We start from the raw sequence: 25514 nt of genomic DNA, 5'->3' as shown, positions 1-25514 counted from the left end.
AAGAAACAAAGGCTTTAAGCTTCCTGAATGGCCGTATTGGCAAAATCGAGCAAAGGAACAACGGCCTTGTAAGACTCAACTACCATATCGCTGAAAGCCTCTGAGTAGAAATCTTCTCTGGTAATGGGACGATAAGCCGCCAGACTCTTCATCCGAAGTAAGTAGATATGGTCGTGATCGGAAGAATAGCCCTTAGGCGTTCCTTTCAGCATATCTTCTTCGTAAATGATGAAATGGTCAGCAAACTCAGGTCGTTTGAGAAGAGTATCCAATCGCTCTCCTTCATAGTCTATCTCCTGCCTTAGCAATTTGAGTTTTTCTGAAGACGGATGCCATAGACCGCCCGCAATCAACTGCTCAGACACACCCAGATGGACATAAAAGTCTGCCAAACCCTTTCCATAGCCAAAGGCCAGGCCCATATGATCTTTGTAAGTTGGTCGGTCCGGATGGAACATCAGGTTGTTATTGATTCGACTGAGGCATTTTCTGGCTGTGGGCTGAACAATTCTGGGATCGAACTCCTTTAGCCTTTCCAGGATGGGGTCAAATTCTTCAACCAATATCGACTTAACCTCCTCATACCTGGAGCGGTTCTTATCCATCCACTCCTTTGAGTTATTCCGACTCAGATCTTCTAAAAACTGAAATACTTTCCGCTTAGACATGGTAAAACAACATAGACCAGAATGAATAGTTCTTAGTCGATTAAAGAAAGTCCGTTAAGATCAGTGGTCAGGTATTCCGTCATGACATCGAAAAACGGTCGGATAGCCAAAAAGACATTCATCACCTCTTCTAAGAATTGCTTACTATGTACTTCATCATCAGTAAAGGATTTGAAGGTGTACATGGATTTATATCGAAGCAGATCAATAGAAGGATGGTCTTTCTCAAAGCCCTTGGGAGCTGTCTTCAACTGCTCTCCCATCAGCTCTCCAAAGACCGATTTGAACCGTTGATTTTCCAGCACATCACGGAGCGGCTGATCGTCCTGAGCAATGTGTTCGCGGATCAGTTTCAGGTCATCTGCATTGGGTTGATAAAAGCCTCCGCCAACGACAGTATCTCCCGGTTTAAAACGGAAGAAATAGCCTCCTCTTAACTGTGGTTTTATCCGCGCAAAACTACCGGCAAATCGTGGATCGTACGGACGCTTGTCTTTAGAAAATCTGACGTCTCTGTAAATTCTCATGAGACTCTTTTTACCGGATACTGTAGTGATCTGATCTACCTCTTTCATGCGGTTCAAAAGCTCATCGGCAAAGGCAATGACATGCTCATGTTCGCGCTGATAATTCTTCTTATTTTCATTGAACCAGTCACGATTATTGTTCTCTTCTAACTGGCGTAAAAAATCAAAAACAGATTGAGGAATAGAGGTAGTTTTCATAGTGATTCAATTTAAAAAGGCCTGCTGACATTAAGACGGTTTGATTCAAAAATATGGGACAAAAATGTCAAGCCACCTACCTCCCCAATCAAAACATCAACAATTACATTATTGAACTATTTAAAGCAGATAAGCCATATCTACGATTAGCCATTTCGCCCGACTGAAGAGCGGAGATAAAACAACTGTTCAAATGTTCAGACTTAATGCTCCTCTGCAATTATCGATGAGAGGTGTAGAAATTAGGAGGAAGGACCGCAGCCAATTCATCTACCATTGACTGGTCCAATTCAGGACTCTTATAGATTCCGAGAACATCTCTTAATTGCTCCCTGGTTCTTATGCCAACAGCCACAGTGGTGATCGCATGATTGGCTAAAACCCACTTAATGGACAGTTGTGAATTCGTTATTTTCTCAATTGAGAATGACTCTAACTTATCTCTCAGTAATTCAAGCTCTTTTATACTATAATTTAAGTAATCACTTAAATCTTTTTCGGCCAATAAACCCTTAGCCAAAGCTCCTCTCACCACAACTCCAACTTCATTATCGTCAAGGAGTGGCAATAGTTCTTTCTCCGGCCTTCTGTCGAGCAAACTGTATTGCAGCATATCCGAAACGATGTTATGCTTCACCATTTCACGAACCACATTGGGCCTGATTGAGGAGATGCCATAGTGCAAAATCTTACCTTCCTGCTTAAGGATTTCAAAAGCTTCTATTACCTCTTCCCTATTATCATCGATTGTTCCACCGTGTAGTTGGTACAGGTCAATGTAGTCAGTTTGCAGTCTTGATAAACTTCTGTCAACTGCTTTAAGAATATAACTTTTCGAAGGATTCCAGGACCAGCCGGTTCCATCGGCCTTAGGCTCATTACCTACTTTTGTAGCCAGGTAAATTTGTTTCCTAAAGGGACGAATCGCTCTGCCTACTGTCTCTTCATTAAAACCATTCTGGTAAATATCAGCCGTATCGAAGTAGTTGATTCCTCCCTCGAAAGCAGACCGAATCAGTTGTTCATTAGAGGTATGATCCTGCCCCAAAGACATGCATCCAAAACTGATTTCTGAAAGCCGGATATTGGCTCTTTTAAGTAATCGGTATTTCATCATTGATATGATCTAAATCGCTAAGGTTACCGTTCTCACTGAGCAAAACTGCCAGGCCTCTGGTCGAGGGAAATTGTGCTGAAATAATCACCAGAATTGAGATGAGTGGGACAGACAAAATCATTCCTAAAATGCCCCAGATACTACCCCAGAAAGAAAGGGCAATGAGCACTACCAGAGGGCTTAGGTTTAGCGTCCTTCCCATGAGTTTTGGCTCCACATAATTTCCAATGAATATCTGCACCACCTCGATGGTTAACAGGACGTAGATAAAGGGCCAGAAAGAAGCGAATTGAAAAATGGAAAAGATAGCTGGCAAAAGCGTTGCCACCAATGATCCCACATACGGAATATAGTTAAGCACAAAAATAATGAAGGCCCAAAGCACAGGGAAGTCGACCCCCAGTATTAGTAATAGCACATAGCTGATAACTCCTGTGATCAAACTGACTTCTGTCTTTACAGTAAAGTATTTATTGATGGAGCGACTGATTCTGTCAAAAATATCGGCCACATTCCTTCTACTTCCCTCCTTCTGAAACATATTCCTGAGCTTCTTGTCCAGGTAGTTCTCTTCAATGAGAAAGAAGATGACGTAAACGATCACCAGGGTGAAATTGCCCAAGGCCACACTGAGGGAACTGAATGTGGTACTCAGTATAGACTGATAGTCTATCTTTTCAATCGCCTCCTCTACATTGGGCAGAAAATCATACTTCTGTGTAAACTCATGCATTTGCTGCAGGAACATCTGCAGGTTTTGGTCATAACTCTCGGAATTGGAGGCTATCAAAGAAATATTGACTGATATAATCTGATAGATGCCATAGATACATGACAGTGTGAGTATAAATGCTATAATGCGTTGCAACCAGTGGGGCAAGGCCTTCCCCCGAATGGAAATCTTAGCAATATACTTTCTGGTAGTTCTGATGAGGTACCAGACAAGAAGAGCTAATACAATGGGTTCAAGAAAAGACCTGAAGTAAATCAGTCCAAAGACAGAGCCGACCAAAATGATCATCCAATAGGCCGCTTTCTTTAAGTTTTCGCTGGTTAAATCTGTATTCATGAATAATGTTGGAACCATGAATATAGCTTATTAAGCGTTACTTTATTGCCTGAAGAGAGGAATAGCTCAGTCATTAATTGCAGCAGTTAATTCTGACCGCAGAACTTTTTTGACATTTTTTCTGATTCCGGTTGACAAACAAAAATCGATTTCCATATATTTGCACTCGCTTTTGCAAAAGCACGTTGGTCTGCTAGCTCAACTGGATAGAGCAACTGCCTTCTAAGCAGTAGGTTTCAGGTTCGAGTCCTGAGCGGATCACAGATCAAAAAAAGCCTCAGCATATTGCTGAGGCTTTTTTATTTTGGTTCATTCAAACCAATGCATAAAAAAAGACCACCCTTTCGGGTGGCCTTCAGGCACTCTTAAAAACTCTACTTCAAAAACCAACTTCACAATACATCACACTATCTATCAACCAAACCCTAGAGTGCCTTGATAGCTCTTTTCATTACAGTTAAATAATCTGCCATTCGATACGCATCATCAACCATGACATCTAACAAGTTCTGGCGTCTTCTGATATTCAATGATGCATGAACAGATTCATTTGACTGCTCTTCCAAGTGCCCCCAGGTGAAAAGGAGTTGCTCTGTCAAACGTGTAATTTCAGGGAGCACAGCTGCGGATTTAGTCTGATCATTAGTCTGATTTAGTTGTGCCTCCATGCCCCCTTCAATTACTGGACAAAACTAGATCAGCCTACAGACCTGTATATTGGAGAAAAACGTATTGAAAAAAATTAAGTGTTTCGCCTAGGTATTAATCGAAATCGGGGAAGATTTCATTGTCTATGGCAAAGATGACCAAACCTGCTACATTCTTGCTATCGGTCTTAGACAACATGTTTCGTTTATGAGCCTCAACCGTCCTGGGACTTATAAAAAGCTCATCTGCAATCTCTTGATTGGTACGTTGCTTTAGAATGAGAAATAATATTTCCTTTTCACGCTCAGTCAGGTCGGTTGCATAATCGAAAGTTTTCTGCGTTACCCCTCGTAACTTATTCATCATCACCTTGGTCACCTCAGGTGAATAATACTGACCACCCTCATATACAGCCGAAATAGCCGTTCCTAATTCATGTTTACCGATATCCTTGAGTACATAGCCTTCTACTCCAAGATGCAGCATCCTTTTGATGTAAGCTGCATCTCCGAACATAGTAAGGACAATGATCTTTAGTTCCGACCTGTTTTCTCTCAGCTTCTCGGTCAATTCAATACCGTTCATTCTCGGCATTTGAATATCGACCAGAATAACATCAACCTCCAGATTTTTAAGCTTCTCCAAAGCATCGAGGCCATTAATGGCCGTACCCACCACTTTGAAAGCATCTAAGTCTTTAAGAAAGGAAATTAAACCATCCATTATCATTGGATGATCATCTACAATAAAGATTTTGATTGGATTACTCATGGCTCTTTTTTCTTTTGGGCAACCAAACCACAATACATGTCCCTCTGCCTGGTCTGGTATCAATTGAAAGCTGACCTGAAAGGCCGGCAATTCTACTTTTCATTCCGGTTAGTCCAAAGCCTTGTTTATAAAGATCAATTTTATTCTTATCAAAGCCAACCCCATCGTCTTCAATGAGCATCTGAATTTCATCGTCCGAAGCCATTAGCTGCACACTGATCTTCTGAGCTTTGGCATACTTTCTAATGTTGTTTAAAGACTCCTGAACTACACGATACAGCCCTAATTCTATTTCGGGAGCCGGCCTTTCAGTGAGGTTGTAATAGTATTTTATTTCCACTCCCATACTGTTCTCAAACTCCACCAACAGATTTTCAATGGCCTTACACAATCCCATTTGATCGATTTCTCCCGGCATCAGGCGATGAGCTATATTTCTGCTTTCTTTTATACCCTTATCCAGAAACTCCAGGCTTTTTAAATAGCGGCCCTGGGCATCACTACTCATTTGACTTACTTCCTTTTCAAGGCTCTTTAGATTGATGGAACTTACACCCAACACCTGCTGCACACCATCGTGTAAGTCGGCAGCAATTCTTCTTCGCTCCTTATTCTCAGTAACATAAATGGCATGATTGATTCTCTCCTGATTTCTAATGATCGGGGTAATGTCAAAAATACACCCTTCAAGTCCTATCACATCTCCCTCCTTATCAAAGACTCCCACACCTTGCTCCCATATCCATTTGCGCTTTCCCGCCCTGTCTCGAATCCTGTAGGTTGTGCGGAAGGCTGTTTTCCTTGAGATAGACTCCTGAACATGTTCCCATACTTCATCCCTATCTTCAGGCATAATAAGGTCAGCATAGTTAATATCACTCGGAACTCCATAGAATTCTTCCGGTTTGTAACCTGTAATTTCCTCACAGGCAGGACTGATGAAGTCCATAGTCCATCGCTTATCATTTCTACAGTGATAAACGATGCCCGGCATATTGTTGATTAAATTATTGATTTGCCTGTAGCTTTCCTCTAAACGGGCTTCAGCCCTTCTCTTCTCACTCACATCATTGACAATAGCCATGACCTGTGTTTCCCCATTAAAGCTAACCGGGCTTAACTGAACTTCGACAGAGAACATAGCCCCGTTTTTCTTTCTCGCTTTGATCTCAATGCCTTGTCCCATTTTATATACATGGGGATTTTGGAAAAAGAAGCTTAACTCTTTAAAGTGGTCCTCCCGCTTATCCTGAGGAAGCAGGGCAGTAACTTTCATACTCTTAAATTCCTCAGCTGAGTAGCCAAAGACCTCTTCAGCCTTTACACTCTGTAGCACTATTCTACCACTCTGATTAACCAGAAATAAAGGATTAGGGTCGTTTAGGATAACCATCTTGAAACGCTCTTCCTGTTGTGCCAAAAGCTCATTATAAACCTTTCTGGCATGAATATCTTCATGACAGCCAACAACCCGTATAGCCTGCCCTTCTTTATTCCAAACCGCCTTACAGGTAGATTTAAACCAATGATAGCTACCATTCTTCCTCCTCAACCTGAATTCCATCTTATATGGTACCTGATGCTCCAGATAATTATCCATACGCCTTCTGGCCTCTTCCTTATCGTCTGGGTGAACCAGGTCATAAAATCCTTCGATCAGGTCTGTCAGGTCCTCTCTCTGGTAGCCAAGGTTCTTATACATATTGTCTGACCAGAAAATTTTATGTTCAAGCGGTTCCCAATCCCAAATACCATTTTGAGTACCTTCAATGGCTAATTGAAACCTGAGTTTATTGTCCTTTAACTCCTCCGTTCTGGCCTCAACCAACTCTTCGAGGTTATTTTCAAGTTGCTCTCTTTCAATAGCCGCTCCGATAGAATTAGCCAGCGACATAAGCAACGAATTCTCAGAGACAGACCAGGGCCTCTCCTTTTCCATATCAGACAGTCCCAGAATACCCCATAGTTCTCCCTGAACTTGAATAGGGAAGAGTGTTACCGACTTGGTACCATCTATTTTCATATGGTCGTGCAAAGAGCCCTCGCTTTGAGAATAGACAACTTGAAATGATTCACCTCCACTCAGAACTTCGATCAGATCACCAAACCTTGAAAGATCAAGGTTCTGATTATGTTCAAAACGTTCAGGATTGTTTTCCCTGGAAGAAAGGTATTTCAGAGATCCATAGATTTTGCCATTTTCGATACGGTTTACATAAACCATGGCGGAAGTCACGCTGAGATTTTTGCATAAGGTCTCCAGCGCCAAATGAATTCCATCTTCCAGACTTCTGGAAATAAGCGCATTGGTTGCCTCGGCAATACCGAGCAAGAAATCATCAATTGCTTTCACACCTACAAAACGACAGCGTTGAGAGAATTAATTTAAGAAATTTATGGACAAAACCATTTGTATAAGCGAAAGAAGTGCAATAAAAAGGCCTCTCCGTTCGAGAGGCTCTCTTTAACCTAAACACACACGAGATAGTGTGAACTACTTATATCTTGAGATTGAGATTTCTACTACCTCAATTGAATTACGCTGTAATTGATGCCTTAAAAGTAAGAGAACACCAAAGCTTTTTTCTAGGTAAAACCTTGATATTCAGTAAATAGGTGAATCACCTAGAATACAATCTCAAATCAAAAAAGCTTTTTAAAGCTCAAGAAGTGTATTAAAAAATTAACATTTATGTGTAACTTCCTTTTGACTTAACCTCATGGACCAAAGCATATTTAGACAACTCTTTCTGGAGGCTGCTACCGGAATCGCTATCGTTTCATTCGATGGTAAGCCTGTTGAAGTAAACCATCGCTTTGCCTCACTCATTGGGTATACCCCAGAGGAGTTTAAGGCTATGGTCTTTACTCAATTCACTCATCCAGAAGATGTTACAAAAGATTGGGATTTATTCGAAGAACTAAGAAAGGGAGAGCGAAACCACTACTCCATTGAGAAAAGGTACATCAGAAAGAATGGAGAAATATTTTGGGTTGAACTAACGGTAGAGCGATTACACAAAGGGGACTCGAGTAACTATGTAGTTGCCTACATCAATGATATTACCGAAAGGAAGAAACTGGCTCAGTCACTGGAACAGACCGAACTCCTCTTTGAAGACTTATTCAATAACATGTTTCAGTTCATGGGCTATATCTCAACGGAAGGTGTTTTACTGAAAGCCAATAAAAGTGCCCTGGATTATGGTGGCTTTAAACTGGAAGATGCGGTAGGACTGAAATTCTACGATGTTCCATGGTGGACCTGGAATGAGGAGGTCCGAGAACAATTGATCAGTTCAATCAAGAAGGCCTCTAAAGGGGAGTTCATTCGCTACTTTGTTGAGGTAATGGGTAAAAATGGTCTGAGAACCATAGATTTTTCGCTAAGACCAGTCTGGGATGAAAAAGAGAACAAAGTCATATACCTAATTCCAGAGGGCCGACTTGTTCCTGAAGAAGAAGAACTTGAAAAAGAGCTACTCTCTAAAAAGAGAATACTGGAAAACACTGAAAAATTAGCCAAGACAGGAGGTTGGTCCTGGTTAATTGAGAATAACTCACTGGAACTAACTTCAAATGCCCTTGTCCTGATGGGCTTCAATCAGTCATCTGGCCAACTCAATTTCGAGTCATTTACAGATCAAATTCACCCGGAAGATGTAGAACCCTTCCAAAAGGTCATTACTACAAGTATTGAAAGTAAAAGATCATTCAAACACCAGTTTCGGGTAAAAACTTCTTCCAAAGGCTGGAAAAACCTCAGATCCTTTGGGGAGCCAAGGTTTGACAGTGAAGGCAATGTGGAATTGCTTTGTGGCTCATTAATGGACGTAACAGAAGACGTTCTCATTAAGGAGTATCTGGCCGACATTAATATTGAGCTTACCAACACTGTTGAACAGCTCAAGCAGTTCGCTTATATCACTGCGCATGATTTAAAAGAGCCTCTTAGAACCATTAACAGTTTTATTCAACTACTCAGGCAAGAACTGGAGCAGGTTGATTTATCTGAAACCACTCAGAGTTATCTGAACTTCGTTGAGTCTGGTGCCAACAGATTACAAGACCTGATTCAAGGCCTTTTAGACTATACAAGGCTCGATGATGGCCAGATTTCCTACAAAGAGATTTCCGTTAACAAGCTCATTTCAGAGGTTTTGAAGGACATTTCGTTTCAGATTGATGAATCTGATGCTAAAATAGAGCTGGGCGAATACCCTAATATCATTGCCAATGAACACCGCATAAAAATCTTATTCCAAAACCTGATCAGCAATGCCATTAAGTTCAGAAAGCCCGGCTCATCAGTAAGCATCCATATCACCTACGAGTCTAAACCAGAATTCCATGAGTTCAGTGTTATGGATGACGGGATTGGTATAGCTGATGACAACCAGGAACTGATTTTCAAAATATTCAAAAGACTTCACACCAGAAGTAAATACGAGGGGACAGGTATAGGCCTTTCGATTTGTAAAAAGATCGTAAGCCAGCATGGAGGAAATATATCTGTCGACTCAGTAGAAGGCCATGGAGCCCGATTCACTTTCACCCTAAAAAAAGACTATGATAGAAAGAGTAAAGACTTTAATTGTTGAGGACAATGCAGCAGACATAGAACTCTTAAAAATCGCATTCGCCAAGAATGAAATAGATACTGAAATCATTGTGAAAACGGACGGTGAAGCAGCAATAGACTACCTATTGAAGCTTAAAAAGAGGTGCACCCCTATAGCTTTTCCCAAGCTTGTCATACTTGATCTCAACCTGCCTAAAAGATCTGGAAAAGAAGTATTGGAGGTGATCAAAAGGGATTGTGTATTAAAAAGACTTCCGGTGATTATTATGTCAACCTCAGATGTTTCGGAAGAGATTGAAAGTTGCTATGAGCTCCACAGCAATGCCTATCTGGTAAAACCTAACGATTTCAACCATTTTCTATCACTAGTTCAATCAATCAAGGATTTCTGGTATGAGAGAAACAAGCAGTTTTGAGCTGTTTCTCTCATACAAATACACTATACATCGTTGAATAGCCTTTGTTCTACCGCCCAAATGGCTAAACCTGCCATATTCTTATGTCCGGTTTTTTCAAGAAGATTTCTTTTGTGAGCTTCAACCGTTCTCACCGAAATAAAGAGTTTTTCGGCAATTTCCTTGTTGGAGTATTCCTTCACTATCAGGTGCAGCACTTCCTTTTCCCTCTTGGTTAACGGAACTTCCATCGATACCTTAGAGCTTGATCTATCGCCTCTCAGGTGGTCCATAATGGCATTAGTTACCTGTGCACTGTAGTAAGTTTCACCCAAATTTACTTTCTGAATCGCCTGAATAATTTCAGCCTGACTTGCCGTTTTCAGTACATAGCCATTCACACCATAGTTGAGCATTTTCTTGATATGCTGAATCTCACTCATCATGGTAAGCACTATTACCTTGAAGTTATAATTCTCCTGCTTCAAGCGTTTCACCAATTCAATACCATCCATCTGGGGCATGACCATATCTGTAAGAAGTACTTCAAAATCTGGATTTTCCCGAATCTTCTGCAATGCTTCCTCTCCATGATTAGCTTGATTGATCACCTCAAAATCTTCACTATCAGCCAGGTATGTTTCCAGGGCATCTCGTATCATTTTATGATCGTCTACCAGAAATAATCTAATCTTGCTCATTTTGGTCAAAGTTATATGTACAATAAATCTTTAGTATAAGGAAAATCTATAATAATAGTGGTGCCATGCCCGGGATATGAGTCAATCAATACGTCTGCATTTAATGAAGAAACCCTGTTTCTCATATTGGCTAATCCAAATCCATTCTGGGCAGCTCTGATTTCTGAAATATCAAAGCCGGTACCATCATCTTCAATACTGAGTTGAAGCTTGTCTCCTACCCTCATGTATTGAATAGTGACATTCTGCGCCTGTGCATGCTTCAAAACGTTATTGGTGGCCTCTTGAACTATCTTGTACAAGTTTGTATCAACAGGAACTTTAAATCTCACCTGATCCATATTGGTAATAAACTCAAAATGGCAATCACCGGCTTTGTTCAAGTCATTTACCATGGCCTGAACTACCGACACAAACCCGAAGTCTTCGATGGCTTTTGGCATGAGACTGTGAGCTATGGCCCTGGTGTCATTGAGTGATCGCTTCAGATAATCATAAGCCATATCGAAACGCTCCTGGACTTTGTGGCTTAACTTATCACGCTCCTGCTCAATAAACTCGAGATTTAAAGAGGCAATTGTGAGGGTTTGCTGAAGACTGTCGTGTATCTCTTTGGAGATTCTAGACCTCTCTTTATCTGAGGCTTCCATGAAAGCGTTTCTTACCCTTTCTTCTGACTTAACTCTGTCAGTTACATCATGAATGTATCCTTCAATTGTGAATTCCTGTTTTTCCTTATTCTTTTCTACAATGGTCCCGGTATTACTGAACCATTTTACACCATTGTGTTTGGTTTTCATTCTAAACAAGAGCGATAAGCTCTTCCTCTGACGTAGCGAAACTCCAATCTCATCAATGACGGACTCTAAATCATCAGGGTGAACTAATAATTCACCAAAGTTGCCGGGGTAATTGACCAGGTCTTCCCGTGTATAACCAATTACTTTTTCCGTAAAGCTGGACAAGAATTCGATTTCCATCTTAGGAAACTTAATCCTGTAAACGATACCCGGCAGTGATGAAACAATGTTTTCGAACTGCTTCGACTTTTCTTCCACCATTTTATGAGCCAATCTCAAATCAGTTACATCCTGAACAATACCGACTTCTACCTGAGGAACACCATCAGCATCATACCTTACTTCACTTTTGGCATAGAGATGTCTTATACGGCCATCTGACAGCACAATCCTATACTCATGGTCCATTCCACCCGTTTTGATTCCTAGCTCATATGCCCTCCTATGAGCATTTCTATCCTCAGGATGAGTAAATTCAAGCCAGCCTTCTTGGGGTACCTGTGCTTTTTTAGGGTCCAGTTCATAGTGATTATAGAGCTCATCGGACCACCAGGCTTCATTGGTTTTCAGGTCTACCTTCCAGGAGCCAATACGGCCTACTTCCTGCGATTTGGCCAGGGTTTCAAGTGTATTCAAATGCTCCAACTCCAACTCCTTCCTTTGAAGCAATGAATGAAAGAGGTGTGCATAGTTACCTAGTAGCTCAACATCAAGGTCATTATAGGTATGCTCCTTATTCGAAACCCCTACCAAAGCCACAACTTTGGTATTTTGTAGTATTGGTATTTGTAATTCTTGTTTTATGGGTAACGCACATTCTTTATTGATGCAATGAAAGCGTTGACCGTTTTTGTAGTTCCTGATCACATGGCCTCTGGAGCTGATACATTTTTTCCAATGTTTAATATCTTGTACCAACTTGTTATCTGAACAGCCCTTGTTTTGATTTGAAGCCTGACAAACATTCTTAAAAACACCTGTCTCCAACAAACTCAGGCTTTTGCCGTCTTCATTTACAGTTAAGTAGTATGAGCATTTGGAATCAGATATGGCCTGGAAGCTTTCCATGGCTACTTTAATGAGTGCCGATTTGCCTTTATTGTAAGCCTCATACAATTGAACCGAATAATTAAGAAAGCTTGTAAAACGATATTGCTCAGACACATCGCTAAAGGTTGCTTCAATCAATGTTGAACTCCCTTCGCGTTTTACTTTTTGAGCGTTGATATTCAGCCTTAACTTCTTGCCCAATGAGTTCTTAACAGAAATCTCCTTTCTCAGATTATGACCATTCAACTTCTCAAAATAGGACATCAACTCCTCACCAAAGAGCACCTCTTTTAGATTAGTCCCTAAAGCACTCGACTGATTAATACCTAAAATTTTCGCTCCGGACGGGTTAAGATTGTGTATTCTTCCATCAATATCAACCAGAACATAACCCTCATTGATGTTTTCGAAGATAGCTCTGTACTTCTGCTCGCTCTCAATAAGGGCGCGCTGAGCCTTATTCTCTTCAGTCATATCGCGTACAAAGGCTACTATGGCATTACCATCTCTGAAATCCATTGTGGTCAACTGAATATCACAGATCACCAATTGACCATTCTTATGCAGGTGGTGCCAGGTGAAATTCACCTGATCTTCATACTCAAGCCTCTCTATGAGCTCCATACCAAAGGCCTTCGAAGTCTGCCCATTGGGTTGCTTTTTAGGAGAAATATCCCAAGGGTTACGACCAATAACTTCCTCTTCAGTGTAGCCCAACATCTTAAGGAACCTGTTATTAACTCCGGAGAAGTGGCTCTTGGTTAAGATAATTACTCCTATTGTGGCATCTTCTAAAAGCTTCCTGAATCGGTCTTCACTTTCCTCTATTAACCTAACTTGCTCACTCTGCCCAAGAATAAGCCCCAAATTGTCGGCAACAGAGTTCAATAGATTGTACTCCTGATCAGAAATGGTAATGGGCTCTCCAGACTCTGTCTTTTTAGCAACACAAACTGCTATTTCCCCCCTTGTCTGTCCATGATATTTTATTTGTTGAAAGAGCCTGTTGGCATATTTGAGACGGTCTGTTTGCTCTTTATGATCATCCCATGTAATCCTCACCTCTGTTAGCCCCGGCTTCCAGAAAGCCTTTTGAACTACCCTTACAGACTCTTTGAGTATATCTGGTATAGAATCGAGATGCTGTTCTGACAAATGAGAGATTCTATACAAACAATTGACTTCCTTAACTCTTTGCTTCAGGTGTTTAACCAACCTATCATTGAGTTTTTTAGCCTCAAATTCGGAATTTACATTAGTACTCACACCGATCCACGAAACAATATTACCCTGAGCGTCCAGTAAAGGATTCGCCTTAACGTTCAACCAGTAATATTTACCGTCATCGCATAAATGTCTTTCCAGGCATGTATAAGATGATTTATTAGCCAGACTCTCCTCCCATTTGGCAACAGACTCATGTCTGTCTTCCGGGTGAATCAGGTTCCAGCTTCCCTTTTTCAAATCTTCTACACCATCACCATAGAAACTTCTTCCTACCTCATTCAGATAGTTAACAACACCTTCTGCATCGGTAGTCCAAACAATATGAGGCAGAAACTCTGATTGATATCTAAACCTTTCTTCACTTTCAGCCAGTGCGATTTCATTCTGTTTCTGAAGGCTGATATCTCTTATTAAGAGCGTATATCCCGTGATAACTTTGTTTTCGTACAAGGGAGAGACTCTGGTATCGTACCAACTATCTCCTTTTTTATCCTCAGTTTTATGAATGAATGTTTGGGTCTTACCACTTTTATCAACCTTACTGAATGATTTTGCCAGCAAATCGGCTAACTCCGGGCTTACCACCTCCTGATACTTCTTACCCAATATCTGTTCTGCTCCTGACAATGTTGTTTCACCCGATCGACTGGCGAAAAACTCCCTGTAATAACCTTCCTTATCCACCACAATAACATGGTCATCCAGTGAAGTGATAATACTCGTCAGTTTCTGCGTAGCCCTCTCCTGCTCCAATAAGGCTATCTTTCGCAGAGTAACATTTCGGATGACAACGGTTGTACCTATCACCTGCTGTTGACTATCATGAAGAGACGAGAGTTTGGCACTAAACCATCTTTGCTGATCATCTATTACCAGTCCATACTCCATTTCCTGAGTACTATTGGTCTGATTGAGATTAGATATGCACTGATGCAGCTGCTTGTTTACGTGGTTTGGAAGGAACCTTGTTATCCTTTTACCCTGTAAGTACTCAGGTGGTAGTAAAAGATCCGAGGCATCTCCTCCAGGGAAGAATTCCATTACCTTCAGGTCATTGTCAATAATGACCACAATATCATCGAATGATTCCAGAATGGAAGCCAATTTCTCCTTAGTCTCATAGAGCCTAAGTTCGGCCTTTTTTCGATTAGTAATATCGTGATATACACCCAGTACGGTAGTAGGTTTACCATCAGGACCAAAATTGGTCTCCCATGAATCTTCAAGATATTTTATCTCACCCGATGCCAGCTTAACCTTAAACTCCAGATGCGTTTTATCGAAAGTCCTTCTGGCTTCAGAAATAATTTCCAGAACCCTGCTTCGATCATCAGGATGCACCATTTGCATAAAAAGTTCTCTGCTCGGTACTTTGCCTTTTTTTAGCTCAAAAATCTCATAAGCAGCATCTGACCACTGATACTCGTCTGTTCTATAGTCATAGGTCCAGTGTCCAAAGCTGGCAATCTTCTGGGCTGCTCTCAATTGCGCCTCATTAGTTCTGATCTTCTGCTCCTTCTCAAGAATCTCAGTGATATCACTGAAAATTGTGCATGTGGTAAGGCTACCAGATTGAGAACTGACAATAGGCAGGGAGTCAATCTTTAACCATCGGTAAGCTTTCAAGGTAGGATTGTAGATCCCTACAATATCTTCATGAACCGGCCTCTTTGTTTTTAGCACTTTATTGGAAGGCATGTCTTCAGGGCCTAATGGGTTGCCATCTAAATCTATAAACTTCCAATCATCATCGTCAACTGTTTTTTGTTCCAGCTCTGGATGATCAACTCCAAGAATCTGAGCAGCCATTAAATTGACATCAAGAATTTTGCCCTCATCATCCTGATAGACAATACCAACAGTCGCGTTTTCAAAAATGGTCTTGAACTTCGTTTCGCTGGCCTCTACTAATTCTCTTGCTTTCTGGTCTTCTGTGACATCCTGAATCAAAGCTAAAACCCCAATGAATTTGCCTTTTAAAGACTTCTTGGGACTAGATTTTAGTTTGATCCATTTCAATTCGTTCTTTACCCAAATCCTAATAACATGTGAAACAGATTTCCCCTTAATCATCTGATCCATGTGTTGCGAGAGTATTCTCCGATCATCGTCATGCACCATGGACAGGATTAATTCCCTGGTTATTACCTGATCTTTCGACCAGCCCATAATGGCTAAACTCTCGGGAGAGATATAGGTGAAAGCGCGACTGGATTTATCAAAATACCAACTCCCAATTTTACCAATGGCCTGAGTGGCTTCTAATTGCTTGGTTTCAAATTCTAATTGGATTTCCTGCTCTTTGAGTTTGGATACATCTACTACGACACCGCTCCATTTAATTGCCTCATGGTTTTCATCTCTTTCAACTATGATTCCCGAATCATACACCCACAGATATGAGCCATCCTTTTTTCTCAGGCGATAGAAAGCCTCATATGAGTCCTTTTCGCCATTTAAATGCTCATTAATACACTGCTGCACCAACTCAGAATCATCTGGATGAATTAGCTTTCTGTTGCCAGAAAAGGTATCATCCAACTCGTCAAAAGTGTAACCCAGAAGCTGAGCGTAGATATCGTTTAAAAGAATTTTATCTGCTTTTACTTCCCACTCCCAGGTACCTAATCTGGCTGCTTCTACTGTAAAGTTCAGTCTATCCTTTACAGCCTTCGCCTCTGTAATATCTTCCTTAATGGCTACAAAGTTGGTCAGCTCTCCCTTGTCGTTGTAGACCGGTGAAATGGTAGCATCTTCCCAATAGAGAGTACCATCCTTTTTTTTGTTCTTGAAAGTTCCCTTCCAGGTTTTTCCACTCCTGATTGTAGCCCAAAGATCCTGGTAGAATGACGGTCCGTGATAATCAGATTTTAGGGTAGAAGCTTTTAATCCAATAATCTCTTCTTTGGAGTAACCTGTTACTTCTTCAAATCTTTTGTTAACATACTGTATTCTGCCATTCAAGTCCGTAATATCAATCATATTGGCAGACTGTTCTACAGCGATTTCAAGTCTGGTTAGTTTGAGTGACTGGGCTGATAGTTTCTTTTTAAGCCTTAACCGCTCCAAGGAAAAGAAGATAGATTTTTCAAGAAGACCTGGGTTCAGGTCATTTTTAAGAATAAAATCCTGAGCTCCGAGTGCAATGGACTCCTTAGCCAGTTCAAGACTTCGGTTTCCACTGAGAACTATCATACAGCATTTTGGGTGAACATTGAGTATTTCCTTCACCCCATCTAGTCCTTCAGTGCCAGGCAAACCCAGGTCGAGCAACACCACATCAAAATTGGAAACACTCAGGCTGTTTAAGCCATCGGCTAAAGTCTCAACGTGAGTAACATCTATTTCCGCATCGCTGTCAAAACGAGACACGTGGATTTTGAGCAATGCCGCATCGGCATCGTTATCCTCGATGTATAAAAGCTGAATAGACTGGTGGCTCATGTCGTTGTAATTCTAACAACACTAGTTTTGGTCTTTCAAAATAGGCCAATTGCTAATCTACATTTTTAGGTGTTTCACCTACTTTGGGTATTGTAAAGTAAAAAATGGTTCCTCCATCTTCATTGGGTACTATCCATATTTTACCATTAAAGCGTTCTACTATCCTCTTTGAAATGGCCAAACCAATGCCGGAACCAGGTTTACTTTGATCTAATCTTTTGAAGATACTAAATACCAGTTCATAGTACTCTGGACTTATTCCCGGACCATTATCTTTTACAAAGAATTGAAATTCCTGTGTCAATTCCTCACAGCCTACCTCAATAATGGGCGAAGACTTGTCATTGTACTTGATTGCATTCTCAATCAGGTTATTGAAAATGCTTTCGAGTAAACTGGAGTTGTAATGAACAACAGGCAGGTCATGGATATGAAAGCTGGCATTGGCGAGGTCGCTCTTTTCTTTTAATTGAGATAATACATTTTCAAGCGTTTCCGCAGAATTTACATCATGAAGAGAAAATGACTTGGTGTTGACGCGGGAAAACCTGAGCAAATCCGAAATCATCTTTTGAATCCGGTTAGCGGAGCTTTTGATGTAATTAAAATATTCTTGATTCTTCGCCTCGAGTTTTCCCTCCAAATTCTTAGTAAGAATCTCAGTAAAGGAAGCTATATGCCTTACCGGTTCCTGTAAATCATGAGAAGCGACATAGGCAAAACTTACCAGGTCCTGATTCGACCTGTTTAGATCTTCATTGAGTCTGGTAAGCTCCTCTCTGTGGTTTACATATGTGGTTATATCGATCAAAGCACCCGCTACTTTGGTAACTTTTCCGTTAACCAAAACCGGCTCTCCATAGGTTCTTACTTTCTTTAAATTGCCCTTTGCGGTAATAATATCCAGTTCAAGGTCATATGGTATTGCATCTTCTATACAAGCTGTGAAATGCCGTTCAATTCTTTTTTTACTTTCTGGGGTATAGAACTTAATAGCCTCGGTTACATTGATGGTGTCGGACTCATGTTCATGAATCTTAAAAAGCTCTTCTGACCAGAATAATTGCTGTGTATCGAGTTCTAATTCAAACCCACCAACCTGAACCAACGAACCCGCACGCTCCATAATGATTAGTTTTTGTTCATCCATTCTCTCCTTCTGCTTTCGAGGAGTAATGTCATTCATTAACAAATGGATTTCCTCATCCTCGAGAACACTGGTATGAACTATCAACCATTTATGTAAAGAAGGTTCAAAAACCTCAAACCGGTTGGTCTTACTGAGCTCCTGTTTCGAAAAGGACAATATTTTCTTGAAAACCTCTGACTGAGTAAGCCTTTCAATCATTAGTTCCTCATCTTCTATCTCGAATAGAGAACAACAACTATCGTTACATGATACCTTTTGTATTTCCTGAGGAAACCCACGAAGATGTAAATATGGGTAATCAAAAAGATTGAAACGGTTCTTAGGGCTTTCAGATGACAGGCTATTGGCCATAAATAATCACATTAACATCATTTTTCTAATAAGTTAATGTTTAGGTGCTCTGAAAAATGTGATAAAAATCACATAAATAAAAAAAGCTCTCGAAAAAAGAGAGCTCATGTGAACCACATTTCTGTATATGTGTAGTTATCAATTCAGAATAAATCGAGCGGCAAGTCTGGATTTTTTTGATGTATGACCTGCTGTAAATTCGAGGCTTCCCTTTTCAACCTTAATATAATTATACTCAGTGTCCTTTATCCAAATGAGCATTTTCTCACCTTCTCCTACTCTGCCAAGAATAGGATCTATATATCCTTTATATTCCCAATTTACGGTATAGTATTTATTCGGTACTACACCTACCTGGCTTGAAGAAAAACCAGCATCCTGAAGCATTTGGACAGCTTCTTTGTAAGTTGGTATTTTTCTGGACTCATTTTCCAAAGCCATCACCTCCTGATAAGTAAAGAACTCTCGCCCGGAGTCAATCAGATTGTTGTTGGAAAAATTGATTCCCGCCAATTGGGCAGTTGACTCATACATTTCCTTTTGAGAGGCATTAATCTCTACCATTTTTGAGTTGGCAAACCAGGACACGGGAAGCATTAGCAGTGGCAAAGAAGCCAAAATGAGATAAAGTAATTTTATTGGTTTCATAGTAATGACGTTAACCAAAAGTAATTGCTTCAATTCCGGAGATTATCCGCGATCTGCTGAATATCATAGATTAGGTAAATCACCTATCAGCGTCATTCTTGCTGATTAACAATCTTTAACAGCCCCCATTGAGTACACTTGATGAATGGCATGTTAAACTTTGGATACTTAATTATATTTGACCCTTTATAGAGAAAAATGACTTGGTTCAAAAGCATAGGGATAACAGAGTGGGTAATTATAGGGGTGTTTATTGTAGCCTATGGAGTCTATATTGGCAGGCTATTCATAGTTTCAAAAAGACTTAATACAACCTTCCGCCCCCTCTTCTTCAAAATACTACTCAGAACTTTGGCCTTGACTTTTTTGATCATTGCTTTGTTAGGCCCTTCATTCGGAGAAACAACCAAAGAAGTCAAGTCAGAAGGAAAAGACATCTACATCGCAGTAGATCTTTCTCAATCAATGAATGCCTTCGACATTCAACCTACCCGACTGGAAAAAATAAAGTTCGAACTGAAAAATATTGTAGAAGCTTTTAGTTCTGACCGAATTGGACTGATCATTTTCAGTTCAGAAGCCTTTGTTCAATGCCCTCTGACCTACGATCAAAGTGCTCTGAATTTATTCATTAGCACCCTTAACACAGGTCTTGTTCCCAATGCCGGAACAGACTTTGGAGCACCACTGAGAATGGCATACGATAAACTCGATGAGGCTGAAAGCCCAATCACTCAACAAAAAGCCAAAATCATATTAATGATTAGCGATGGTGAAGACTTTGGTGACGATACCGAAGATGCCGCCAGCCAGGTAGTTAAAAGCGGTGTTCAGCTCTTTGCTTTGGGAGTAGGAACTGAAACAGGTTCCAAGATCAGACAGTCCACCGGATTCAAAAGAGACAGAGAGGGTCAGGAAGTAGTAACAAAGCTTAACTCTAAATCGTTAAGAAAACTGGCCGTAGATACTGGTGGCAAGTATTTTGAAATCAATGAAAATCAGAATGATGTTGAAAGACTTATTCGCGCCATCAATGAAGTTGAGGGAGAAATCCGCGATGCGAGAACGATAGATGCATCGGCCAATAAATTCTATTTCTTTTTGCTGGGAGCTATTGTGCTACTGGCTTTAGACGCTTTAATAAGAAGAAAGACATTGAGAATATGAAGTACCTGATAGGCTTACTGATCATACTAACCAGCGTTACAGACCCTGTAACCAGAATTGCTAAATCGAATAAGCTAAAAAGAACCGCAGAGTCAGCTTACGAAGAAGAAAACTACAAGGAAGCTGTTGAAGCTTACAGAACCTTGTTGGATTCAATGAATGTGGAAGATGACAGAGCTCGTCTAAATCTGGCCAACGCTGCCTATATCTTATCCTATGGAGGAGATAATATGGGCTTGCTGAGCGATATCAGTAGTGGTAAAACGCAGGTTCAGGACAGCAGTCAGCTCACTGCCATCAGCGGAGACCTGCAATATTTCGATGTAGCTGAAAGAAACTATAAGGGTGTTACTTCATCAGCTGATGCCTCACTTGCCTCATCGGCTCATAATCAGTTAGGTATTATCTCCTATAAAATGAGTGAGCAATCGCCTGATGAAAAGGAATCCTTTATGCAGTCTGCTTTGGGCAACTTTAAGAAGGCATTGCTTAAGAATCCGGCCAATGAACAAGCTCGCTACAACTATGAATTGCTGAAAAAGCTAATTCGTCAGCAACAAGAACAGCAAGAGCAGGAGCAGGAACAAGATCAACAACAGCAACAGCAGGAGCAGCAGAAAGATCAGGAAAACCAGGATCAGAAAGATCAAAAGCAAGATCAGAAAAACGAGGATCAGAAAGACGAACAGCAACAAGAGCAAGAACAGCAACAGCAGGAACAGGAGCAGAAAAACGAGCAGGAGCAACAACAAGAACAGCAGGAGCAACAGGAAGGTGAGCAAAAAGACGATCCCATGGAGAAACTCATGGAGAAGTTAAAAGAGATGAACATTCCTTTGGAAAAAGCTCAGATGATTCTTGAAGCCATGAAGAACAATGAAGTACAGTATGTACAACAAAAGAAACGCAAGGCTTCTCAGAAAAAGGACTCCAGTAAACCTGACTGGTGATAAAGGCCATTTTATCTAGTCTTGAATATTTATAGCCCTAGCCGACATTTGACACCCGAAATCTAAAGTGTCACACTTTCTTTCTTCAAGGCATTTCTTATCTTTGCTAACGATCGTTAGGAAAATTAAGAAATAGAAATATGAAGGAAGTTTATATAGTATCAGCAGGCAGAACCCCTATCGGAAGTTTCGGTGGGAAACTGGCCGGATTTACCGCTACACAACTCGGAACATTAGCCATTAAAGGTGCTTTGGAAAAAGCCGGAGTCGATGCTTCAGAAGTTCAGGAAGTATTTATGGGTAACGTTGTTTCTGCCGGTCTTGGTCAGGCACCAGCCCGTCAGGCCGCTTTAGGTGCAGGTATCAGCAATGAAGTACCTTGTACAACCATCAACAAAGTTTGTGCATCAGGCATGAAGTCAGTAATGCTGGCAGCTCAGTCTATTATGTTAGGGCTGCAGGATGTTATCGTGGCCGGAGGAATGGAAAGCATGTCCAATATTCCTTATTATATCCCTAAAGCTCGTTATGGCTATAAATATGGCAATGGTGAGTTGATTGACGGACTTTTGAACGATGGACTTTGGGAAGTTTATAATCAATTCCCAATGGGCAATTGTGCCGACAATACGGCCAAAGAGATGAATATCTCAAGAGAAGCTCAGGACGAGTACGCCATCAACTCTTACAAAAGAGCAGCAGCAGCAACTGAAGCTGGTAAATTCAAGAGTGAAATCATCCCGGTAGAAATTCCTCAGCGAAAAGGCGACCCTGTTATTATGGATGAGGATGAAGAATTCAGAAACGTTTTCTTCGATAAGATTCCTGCCCTAAGACCTGTTTTCAGCAAGGATGGAACAGTAACCGCGGCCAATGCCTCTACTATTAATGACGGTGCCTCTGCTATGGTACTGATGAGCAAAGAGAAAGCAGAAGCCCTGGGAGTTAAGCCTATCGCTAAAATCTTAGGCTTTGCCGATGCAGCACAAGATCCACTTTGGTTTACAACTGCTCCGGCCAAGGCTATTCCAAAAGCCATGAGCAATGCAGGAGTAAGCAAAGAAGATGTAGACTTCTATGAGATCAATGAAGCCTTCTCTGTAGTAGCACTGGCCAACAATCAGGAATTAGGTCTCGATGCAGATAAAGTGAATGTAAACGGAGGTGCTGTGGCCCTGGGTCACCCACTTGGTGCATCAGGTAACAGAATTGTTACTACACTTTGCAGTGTGTTGGAGCAGAACAATGGAAAGATCGGTGTTGCAGGTATCTGTAATGGCGGTGGTGGTGCTTCGGCCATTGTCATTGAGAAAATGTAAGATTAGTATACTAATATTGAGAGCCTTACGTAATTTTACGTAAGGCTTTTTTTATGAGAATCACAATCTTCAACTTCCTACTTCTCCTGGCCCTTCCCCTATCCTCTTGGGCACAGGACACCATCACCAAGTACTATCCACCCGAATTTAAAACGGTAAAAGAGGTTTATACCATCATGGATGGTGATACCACCAAAATCCATGGGCAGTACACCAAATACTTCGAAGAGGGTGAAGTCTCTATGAAAGGACAGTTCAGGGAAGGCAAACCCGATGGACTCTTCACTGAGTACTACGAAGATGGTAGTATCTTATCTAAAACAACCTATAAAGACGGTAAAAAGACAGGTCCTTTCGAGGTTTATACCAAAAATGGAGACCCCATTCAAAAAGGAAGTTATGAAGATGGCGTACTCAACGGACTGGTTAAGACCTTCTATGCTGATGGCCAACTGAAAAGCGATATCTATTTTGAAAACGGTATTCCTAATGGTGAAGCCCTGGAATACTATCCTAATGGCAACAAGAAGCAAGAATTTACCTACCTGAATGGCAAACAGCATGGGCAAGCCAAAACCTATTATGATAATGGTAAACTATCGTCTGTTTTCACTTACAACAATGGTGTTATCAACGGCCAGTACGAAACCTTCTATAGCAATGGAAATAAAGAGTGGGTTTACAACTATGTTAATGGCTACAAAAACGGTCCTTACCAAAAGTACAATTCCAACGAACAGCTAATCGATGAAGGGAAGTATGTGGATGGTATCTTCGATGGTACCAGAAAAACCTGGTATGATGACGGCTCCCCTAAAGAAGTCCAAAACTTTCAAAAAGGCGCTAAAATTGGTGAAAATCTTACCTTCTATAATACTGGAGAAAAGATGTGGATTGAAAATTACACCAAAGTCACCAAGGATGGTACCCTTAAAGAATATTATAAGTCAGGTCAGCTCAAGACAGAACAGATTTATGTTGACGGCCTAAAATCGAAAGTCTGGAAAACCTATTATGAGAACGGTAAGGTCGAGACGAAGACACCTCATGACCGAGGAGCCATTAATGGCCTGGTGGAGTATTACAATGAGCAAGGACAGTTGACCAAAACGGTTCCTTATAAATTCGGAAGAAATACAGGAACTGAAACCTCCTACTTTCCCAACGGAAAGAAGCATACAGAAACAACTTATCTCAATGGGTCCAAATCAGGACTCTACTATGAATACTTTGAAACAGGTGAGGTGAAAATTAAGGGAAATCATCTGTATGATGTAAAACAAGGCACCTGGAACTACTATACCAGGGAACAAAAGTTAGTGAAATCGGAGGTTTATTCGCGGGGACAATTGATCAGCTCGACAGAAAATTAAAGAGCCGTATTCCTCGAACCGATTTTTGACTATTTTTACCCGATGATCGAAGGTATCAAGGAAACCCATTTTCAATTTCCGAATCAAACAGGTTTTTACAGCGGAAAAGTAAGAGACATTTACTTCTTTGAAAACGAGCTGGCCATGGTGGCCACCGACCGCATTTCAGCATTTGATGTAGTATTGCCCAGAGCTATCCCTTTTAAAGGACAGGTACTTAACCAAATTGCTCAGAAGTTCCTCGAAGCTACCAGTGACATAGTCCCTAACTGGATAAGTGCCTCTCCTGACCCTAACGTAAGTATTGGTCTGAAGTGCGAGACCTATGCAGTGGAGATGGTGATCAGAGGTTATCTGGCAGGTCATGCCTGGAGAGAATACAGAGATGGCAAGCGAATGCTCTGCGGAGTTCCGTTACCGGAAGGCCTCAAGGAAAACGACAGACTTCCAGAACCTATCATTACCCCTACCACCAAAGCCAAGGAAGGTCATGATGAAGATATTTCGAGAGAAGAAATTCTGGCTCAGGGCATCGTATCTGAAGGAGAATACATTCAGCTTGAAAAGTACACACGTGCTCTGTTTCAACGAGGAACCGAAATAGCTGCTGAACAAGGTCTGATTCTGGTAGACACTAAATACGAATTCGGAAAATTCAATAATGAGATTTACCTTATAGATGAGATTCACACGCCCGACTCCTCAAGATACTTCTACATGGAAGGTTATGAAGAGAGACAGGCCACGGGAGAAAAGCAAAAGCAACTCTCCAAAGAATTTGTAAGACAATGGCTTATTGAAAACGGATTTCAAGGCAAAGATGGTCAGCAAATTCCAGACATGACAGACGAGGTAGTTCAGTCAATATCTGACAGATACATTGAATTGTATGAAAAAGTGACAGGTGAATCATTTGAAAAGCAATCTGGAACGAACGTTGTAGAACGCATCGAAAAAAATATCAATCAATATTTAGCAAAGCATTAAGCATGAAGTTTTCAATAGAAAAAGAACAACTATACACTGTATTCAAACTTGAGGAAGAAAAACTCGATTCAACTCTTTCTCCAGAGCTTAAGTCTGAATTGGTGTCACTACAGGCCCAGGGTGTAAAGAACCTGATCCTCAATTTATCATCTACCAGATATGCTGATTCATCAGGATTAAGTGCCCTATTAACCGGAAACAGAGCTTACACTGAAAATGAAGGTGCCTTTATTCTAAGTGAAGTAACTGACTTCGTAGACAAGCTTTTGACTATTTCTCAGCTAAACAACGTATTGACCGTCTTAGCATCAGATGAAGCGGCAAAGGACCTTATTCTGGCCAACAGTCCTGAAGACGAAGAAGAGTAGTAAG

19 protein-coding genes and 1 tRNA gene are annotated in these 25514 nt (G+C 41.0%); 9 read left to right on the top strand and 11 right to left on the bottom strand.

Annotation, left to right across the window (positions count from 1 at the left end; translation table 11 throughout):
• Window positions 1–14: 14 nt before the first annotated feature.
• The 4 genes from ACOOEY_RS18145 to ACOOEY_RS18130 all read right to left on the bottom strand — a co-directional run bounded on the left by ACOOEY_RS18145 (window position 15) and on the right by ACOOEY_RS18130 (window position 3579).
• Complete coding sequence (locus ACOOEY_RS18145; protein WP_420386144.1) at window positions 15–668, bottom strand: DUF2461 domain-containing protein; 654 nt, start codon at window positions 666–668, stop codon at window positions 15–17.
• Between the two features lie 32 nt (window positions 669–700).
• Window positions 701–1393, bottom strand: coding sequence for a DUF2461 domain-containing protein (locus tag ACOOEY_RS18140; RefSeq protein WP_420386143.1), 693 nt, complete (start codon window positions 1391–1393; stop codon window positions 701–703).
• A gap of 220 nt (window positions 1394–1613) precedes the next feature.
• Complete coding sequence (locus tag ACOOEY_RS18135; RefSeq protein WP_420386142.1) at window positions 1614–2510, bottom strand: aldo/keto reductase; 897 nt, start codon at window positions 2508–2510, stop codon at window positions 1614–1616.
• Window positions 2488–3579: an AI-2E family transporter gene (locus tag ACOOEY_RS18130; RefSeq protein ID WP_420386141.1), complete on the bottom strand. Its 1092-nt coding sequence runs from the start codon at window positions 3577–3579 to the stop codon at window positions 2488–2490. The genes ACOOEY_RS18135 and ACOOEY_RS18130 overlap by 23 nt, the downstream gene beginning before the upstream one ends.
• 187 nt (window positions 3580–3766) lie before the next feature.
• Here ACOOEY_RS18130 and ACOOEY_RS18125 point away from each other — a divergent pair.
• Window positions 3767–3840, top strand: a tRNA-Arg gene (locus tag ACOOEY_RS18125).
• Between the two features lie 164 nt (window positions 3841–4004).
• On the opposite strand, the gene ACOOEY_RS18120 is transcribed toward ACOOEY_RS18125, so the two are convergent.
• From ACOOEY_RS18120 to ACOOEY_RS18110, 3 genes are all read right to left on the bottom strand, one after another.
• Window positions 4005–4247 (bottom strand): hypothetical protein, encoded by a 243-nt coding sequence (locus ACOOEY_RS18120; protein ID WP_420386140.1) that lies wholly within the window; start codon window positions 4245–4247, stop codon window positions 4005–4007.
• Window positions 4248–4341: 94 nt separating this feature from the next.
• Entirely contained in the window at window positions 4342–4998 is a 657-nt protein-coding gene (locus ACOOEY_RS18115; RefSeq protein ID WP_420386139.1) for a response regulator, read from the bottom strand.
• A complete protein-coding gene (locus ACOOEY_RS18110; RefSeq protein ID WP_420386138.1) occupies window positions 4991–7351 on the bottom strand; it encodes a PAS domain-containing protein in 2361 nt (786 codons plus the stop codon). The genes ACOOEY_RS18115 and ACOOEY_RS18110 overlap by 8 nt, the downstream gene beginning before the upstream one ends.
• A 367-nt stretch (window positions 7352–7718) precedes the next feature.
• Between ACOOEY_RS18110 and ACOOEY_RS18105 the strand changes: the two genes are divergently transcribed.
• Together ACOOEY_RS18105 and ACOOEY_RS18100 are read left to right on the top strand one after the other, a co-directional pair.
• The gene (locus ACOOEY_RS18105) at window positions 7719–9599 is read left to right on the top strand and encodes a PAS domain S-box protein (RefSeq protein ID WP_420386137.1); all 1881 of its coding nucleotides are present in this window, start codon (window positions 7719–7721) and stop codon (window positions 9597–9599) included.
• Window positions 9568–9996 (top strand): response regulator, encoded by a 429-nt coding sequence (locus ACOOEY_RS18100; RefSeq protein WP_420386136.1) that lies wholly within the window; start codon window positions 9568–9570, stop codon window positions 9994–9996. Before ACOOEY_RS18105 ends, ACOOEY_RS18100 begins: the two co-directional genes overlap by 32 nt.
• A gap of 23 nt (window positions 9997–10019) precedes the next feature.
• Here the strand turns inward: ACOOEY_RS18100 and ACOOEY_RS18095 are convergent, their stop codons facing one another.
• From ACOOEY_RS18095 to ACOOEY_RS18080, 4 genes are all read right to left on the bottom strand, one after another.
• On the bottom strand, window positions 10020–10676 hold the full coding sequence (locus ACOOEY_RS18095) for a response regulator (RefSeq protein WP_420386135.1): 657 nt from the start codon (window positions 10674–10676) through the stop codon (window positions 10020–10022).
• 11 nt (window positions 10677–10687) lie between these two features.
• On the bottom strand, window positions 10688–17197 hold the full coding sequence (locus tag ACOOEY_RS18090) for a PAS domain S-box protein (RefSeq protein ID WP_420386134.1): 6510 nt from the start codon (window positions 17195–17197) through the stop codon (window positions 10688–10690).
• Window positions 17198–17249: 52 nt separating this feature from the next.
• Window positions 17250–18698 carry a sensor histidine kinase gene (locus ACOOEY_RS18085; RefSeq protein WP_420386133.1) on the bottom strand — a complete coding sequence of 483 codons (1449 nt, stop codon included), beginning with the start codon at window positions 18696–18698 and terminating at the stop codon, window positions 17250–17252.
• A 138-nt stretch (window positions 18699–18836) separates the two neighbouring features.
• Window positions 18837–19346 (bottom strand): hypothetical protein, encoded by a 510-nt coding sequence (locus ACOOEY_RS18080; RefSeq protein ID WP_420386132.1) that lies wholly within the window; start codon window positions 19344–19346, stop codon window positions 18837–18839.
• A gap of 198 nt (window positions 19347–19544) precedes the next feature.
• Here ACOOEY_RS18080 and ACOOEY_RS18075 point away from each other — a divergent pair, with 198 nt between their 5' ends.
• The 6 genes from ACOOEY_RS18075 (at window position 19545) to ACOOEY_RS18050 (ending at window position 25510) form a co-directional block, all read left to right on the top strand.
• Window positions 19545–20513, top strand: coding sequence for a vWA domain-containing protein (locus ACOOEY_RS18075; protein ID WP_420386131.1), 969 nt, complete (start codon window positions 19545–19547; stop codon window positions 20511–20513).
• Window positions 20510–21463 (top strand): hypothetical protein, encoded by a 954-nt coding sequence (locus ACOOEY_RS18070; RefSeq protein WP_420386130.1) that lies wholly within the window; start codon window positions 20510–20512, stop codon window positions 21461–21463. Before ACOOEY_RS18075 ends, ACOOEY_RS18070 begins: the two co-directional genes overlap by 4 nt.
• Before the next feature lie 140 nt (window positions 21464–21603).
• Window positions 21604–22782: an acetyl-CoA C-acyltransferase gene (locus ACOOEY_RS18065; RefSeq protein WP_420386129.1), complete on the top strand. Its 1179-nt coding sequence runs from the start codon at window positions 21604–21606 to the stop codon at window positions 22780–22782.
• Between the two features lie 53 nt (window positions 22783–22835).
• Entirely contained in the window at window positions 22836–24155 is a 1320-nt protein-coding gene (locus tag ACOOEY_RS18060; protein WP_420386128.1) for a toxin-antitoxin system YwqK family antitoxin, read from the top strand.
• A 42-nt stretch (window positions 24156–24197) separates the two neighbouring features.
• Entirely contained in the window at window positions 24198–25142 is a 945-nt protein-coding gene (locus ACOOEY_RS18055; RefSeq protein ID WP_420386127.1) for a phosphoribosylaminoimidazolesuccinocarboxamide synthase, read from the top strand.
• Window positions 25143–25144: 2 nt separating this feature from the next.
• Entirely contained in the window at window positions 25145–25510 is a 366-nt protein-coding gene (locus ACOOEY_RS18050) for an STAS domain-containing protein (RefSeq protein WP_420386126.1), read from the top strand.
• Window positions 25511–25514 lie beyond the last annotated feature (4 nt).

The organism is Roseivirga sp., from assembly GCF_965216855.1.
Classification (GTDB): domain Bacteria; phylum Bacteroidota; class Bacteroidia; order Cytophagales; family Cyclobacteriaceae; genus Roseivirga.
Note: the sequence above shows the minus strand (reverse complement) of the source record. Positions and strands in the feature narration are given on the sequence as shown.

Coding starts and splice junctions, on each gene's coding strand:
- ACOOEY_RS18145 (WP_420386144.1), bottom strand. CDS start 668: ATGTCTAAGCGGAAAGTATTTCAGTTTTTAGAAGATCTGAGTCGGAAT.
- ACOOEY_RS18140 (WP_420386143.1), bottom strand. CDS start 1,393: ATGAAAACTACCTCTATTCCTCAATCTGTTTTTGATTTTTTACGCCAG.
- ACOOEY_RS18135 (WP_420386142.1), bottom strand. CDS start 2,510: ATGATGAAATACCGATTACTTAAAAGAGCCAATATCCGGCTTTCAGAA.
- ACOOEY_RS18130 (WP_420386141.1), bottom strand. CDS start 3,579: ATGAATACAGATTTAACCAGCGAAAACTTAAAGAAAGCGGCCTATTGG.
- ACOOEY_RS18120 (WP_420386140.1), bottom strand. CDS start 4,247: ATGGAGGCACAACTAAATCAGACTAATGATCAGACTAAATCCGCAGCT.
- ACOOEY_RS18115 (WP_420386139.1), bottom strand. CDS start 4,998: ATGAGTAATCCAATCAAAATCTTTATTGTAGATGATCATCCAATGATA.
- ACOOEY_RS18105 (WP_420386137.1), top strand. CDS start 7,719: ATGGACCAAAGCATATTTAGACAACTCTTTCTGGAGGCTGCTACCGGA.
- ACOOEY_RS18100 (WP_420386136.1), top strand. CDS start 9,568: ATGATAGAAAGAGTAAAGACTTTAATTGTTGAGGACAATGCAGCAGAC.
- ACOOEY_RS18095 (WP_420386135.1), bottom strand. CDS start 10,676: ATGAGCAAGATTAGATTATTTCTGGTAGACGATCATAAAATGATACGA.
- ACOOEY_RS18090 (WP_420386134.1), bottom strand. CDS start 17,197: ATGAGCCACCAGTCTATTCAGCTTTTATACATCGAGGATAACGATGCC.
- ACOOEY_RS18085 (WP_420386133.1), bottom strand. CDS start 18,698: ATGGCCAATAGCCTGTCATCTGAAAGCCCTAAGAACCGTTTCAATCTT.
- ACOOEY_RS18080 (WP_420386132.1), bottom strand. CDS start 19,346: ATGAAACCAATAAAATTACTTTATCTCATTTTGGCTTCTTTGCCACTG.
- ACOOEY_RS18075 (WP_420386131.1), top strand. CDS start 19,545: ATGACTTGGTTCAAAAGCATAGGGATAACAGAGTGGGTAATTATAGGG.
- ACOOEY_RS18070 (WP_420386130.1), top strand. CDS start 20,510: ATGAAGTACCTGATAGGCTTACTGATCATACTAACCAGCGTTACAGAC.
- ACOOEY_RS18065 (WP_420386129.1), top strand. CDS start 21,604: ATGAAGGAAGTTTATATAGTATCAGCAGGCAGAACCCCTATCGGAAGT.
- ACOOEY_RS18060 (WP_420386128.1), top strand. CDS start 22,836: ATGAGAATCACAATCTTCAACTTCCTACTTCTCCTGGCCCTTCCCCTA.
- ACOOEY_RS18055 (WP_420386127.1), top strand. CDS start 24,198: ATGATCGAAGGTATCAAGGAAACCCATTTTCAATTTCCGAATCAAACA.
- ACOOEY_RS18050 (WP_420386126.1), top strand. CDS start 25,145: ATGAAGTTTTCAATAGAAAAAGAACAACTATACACTGTATTCAAACTT.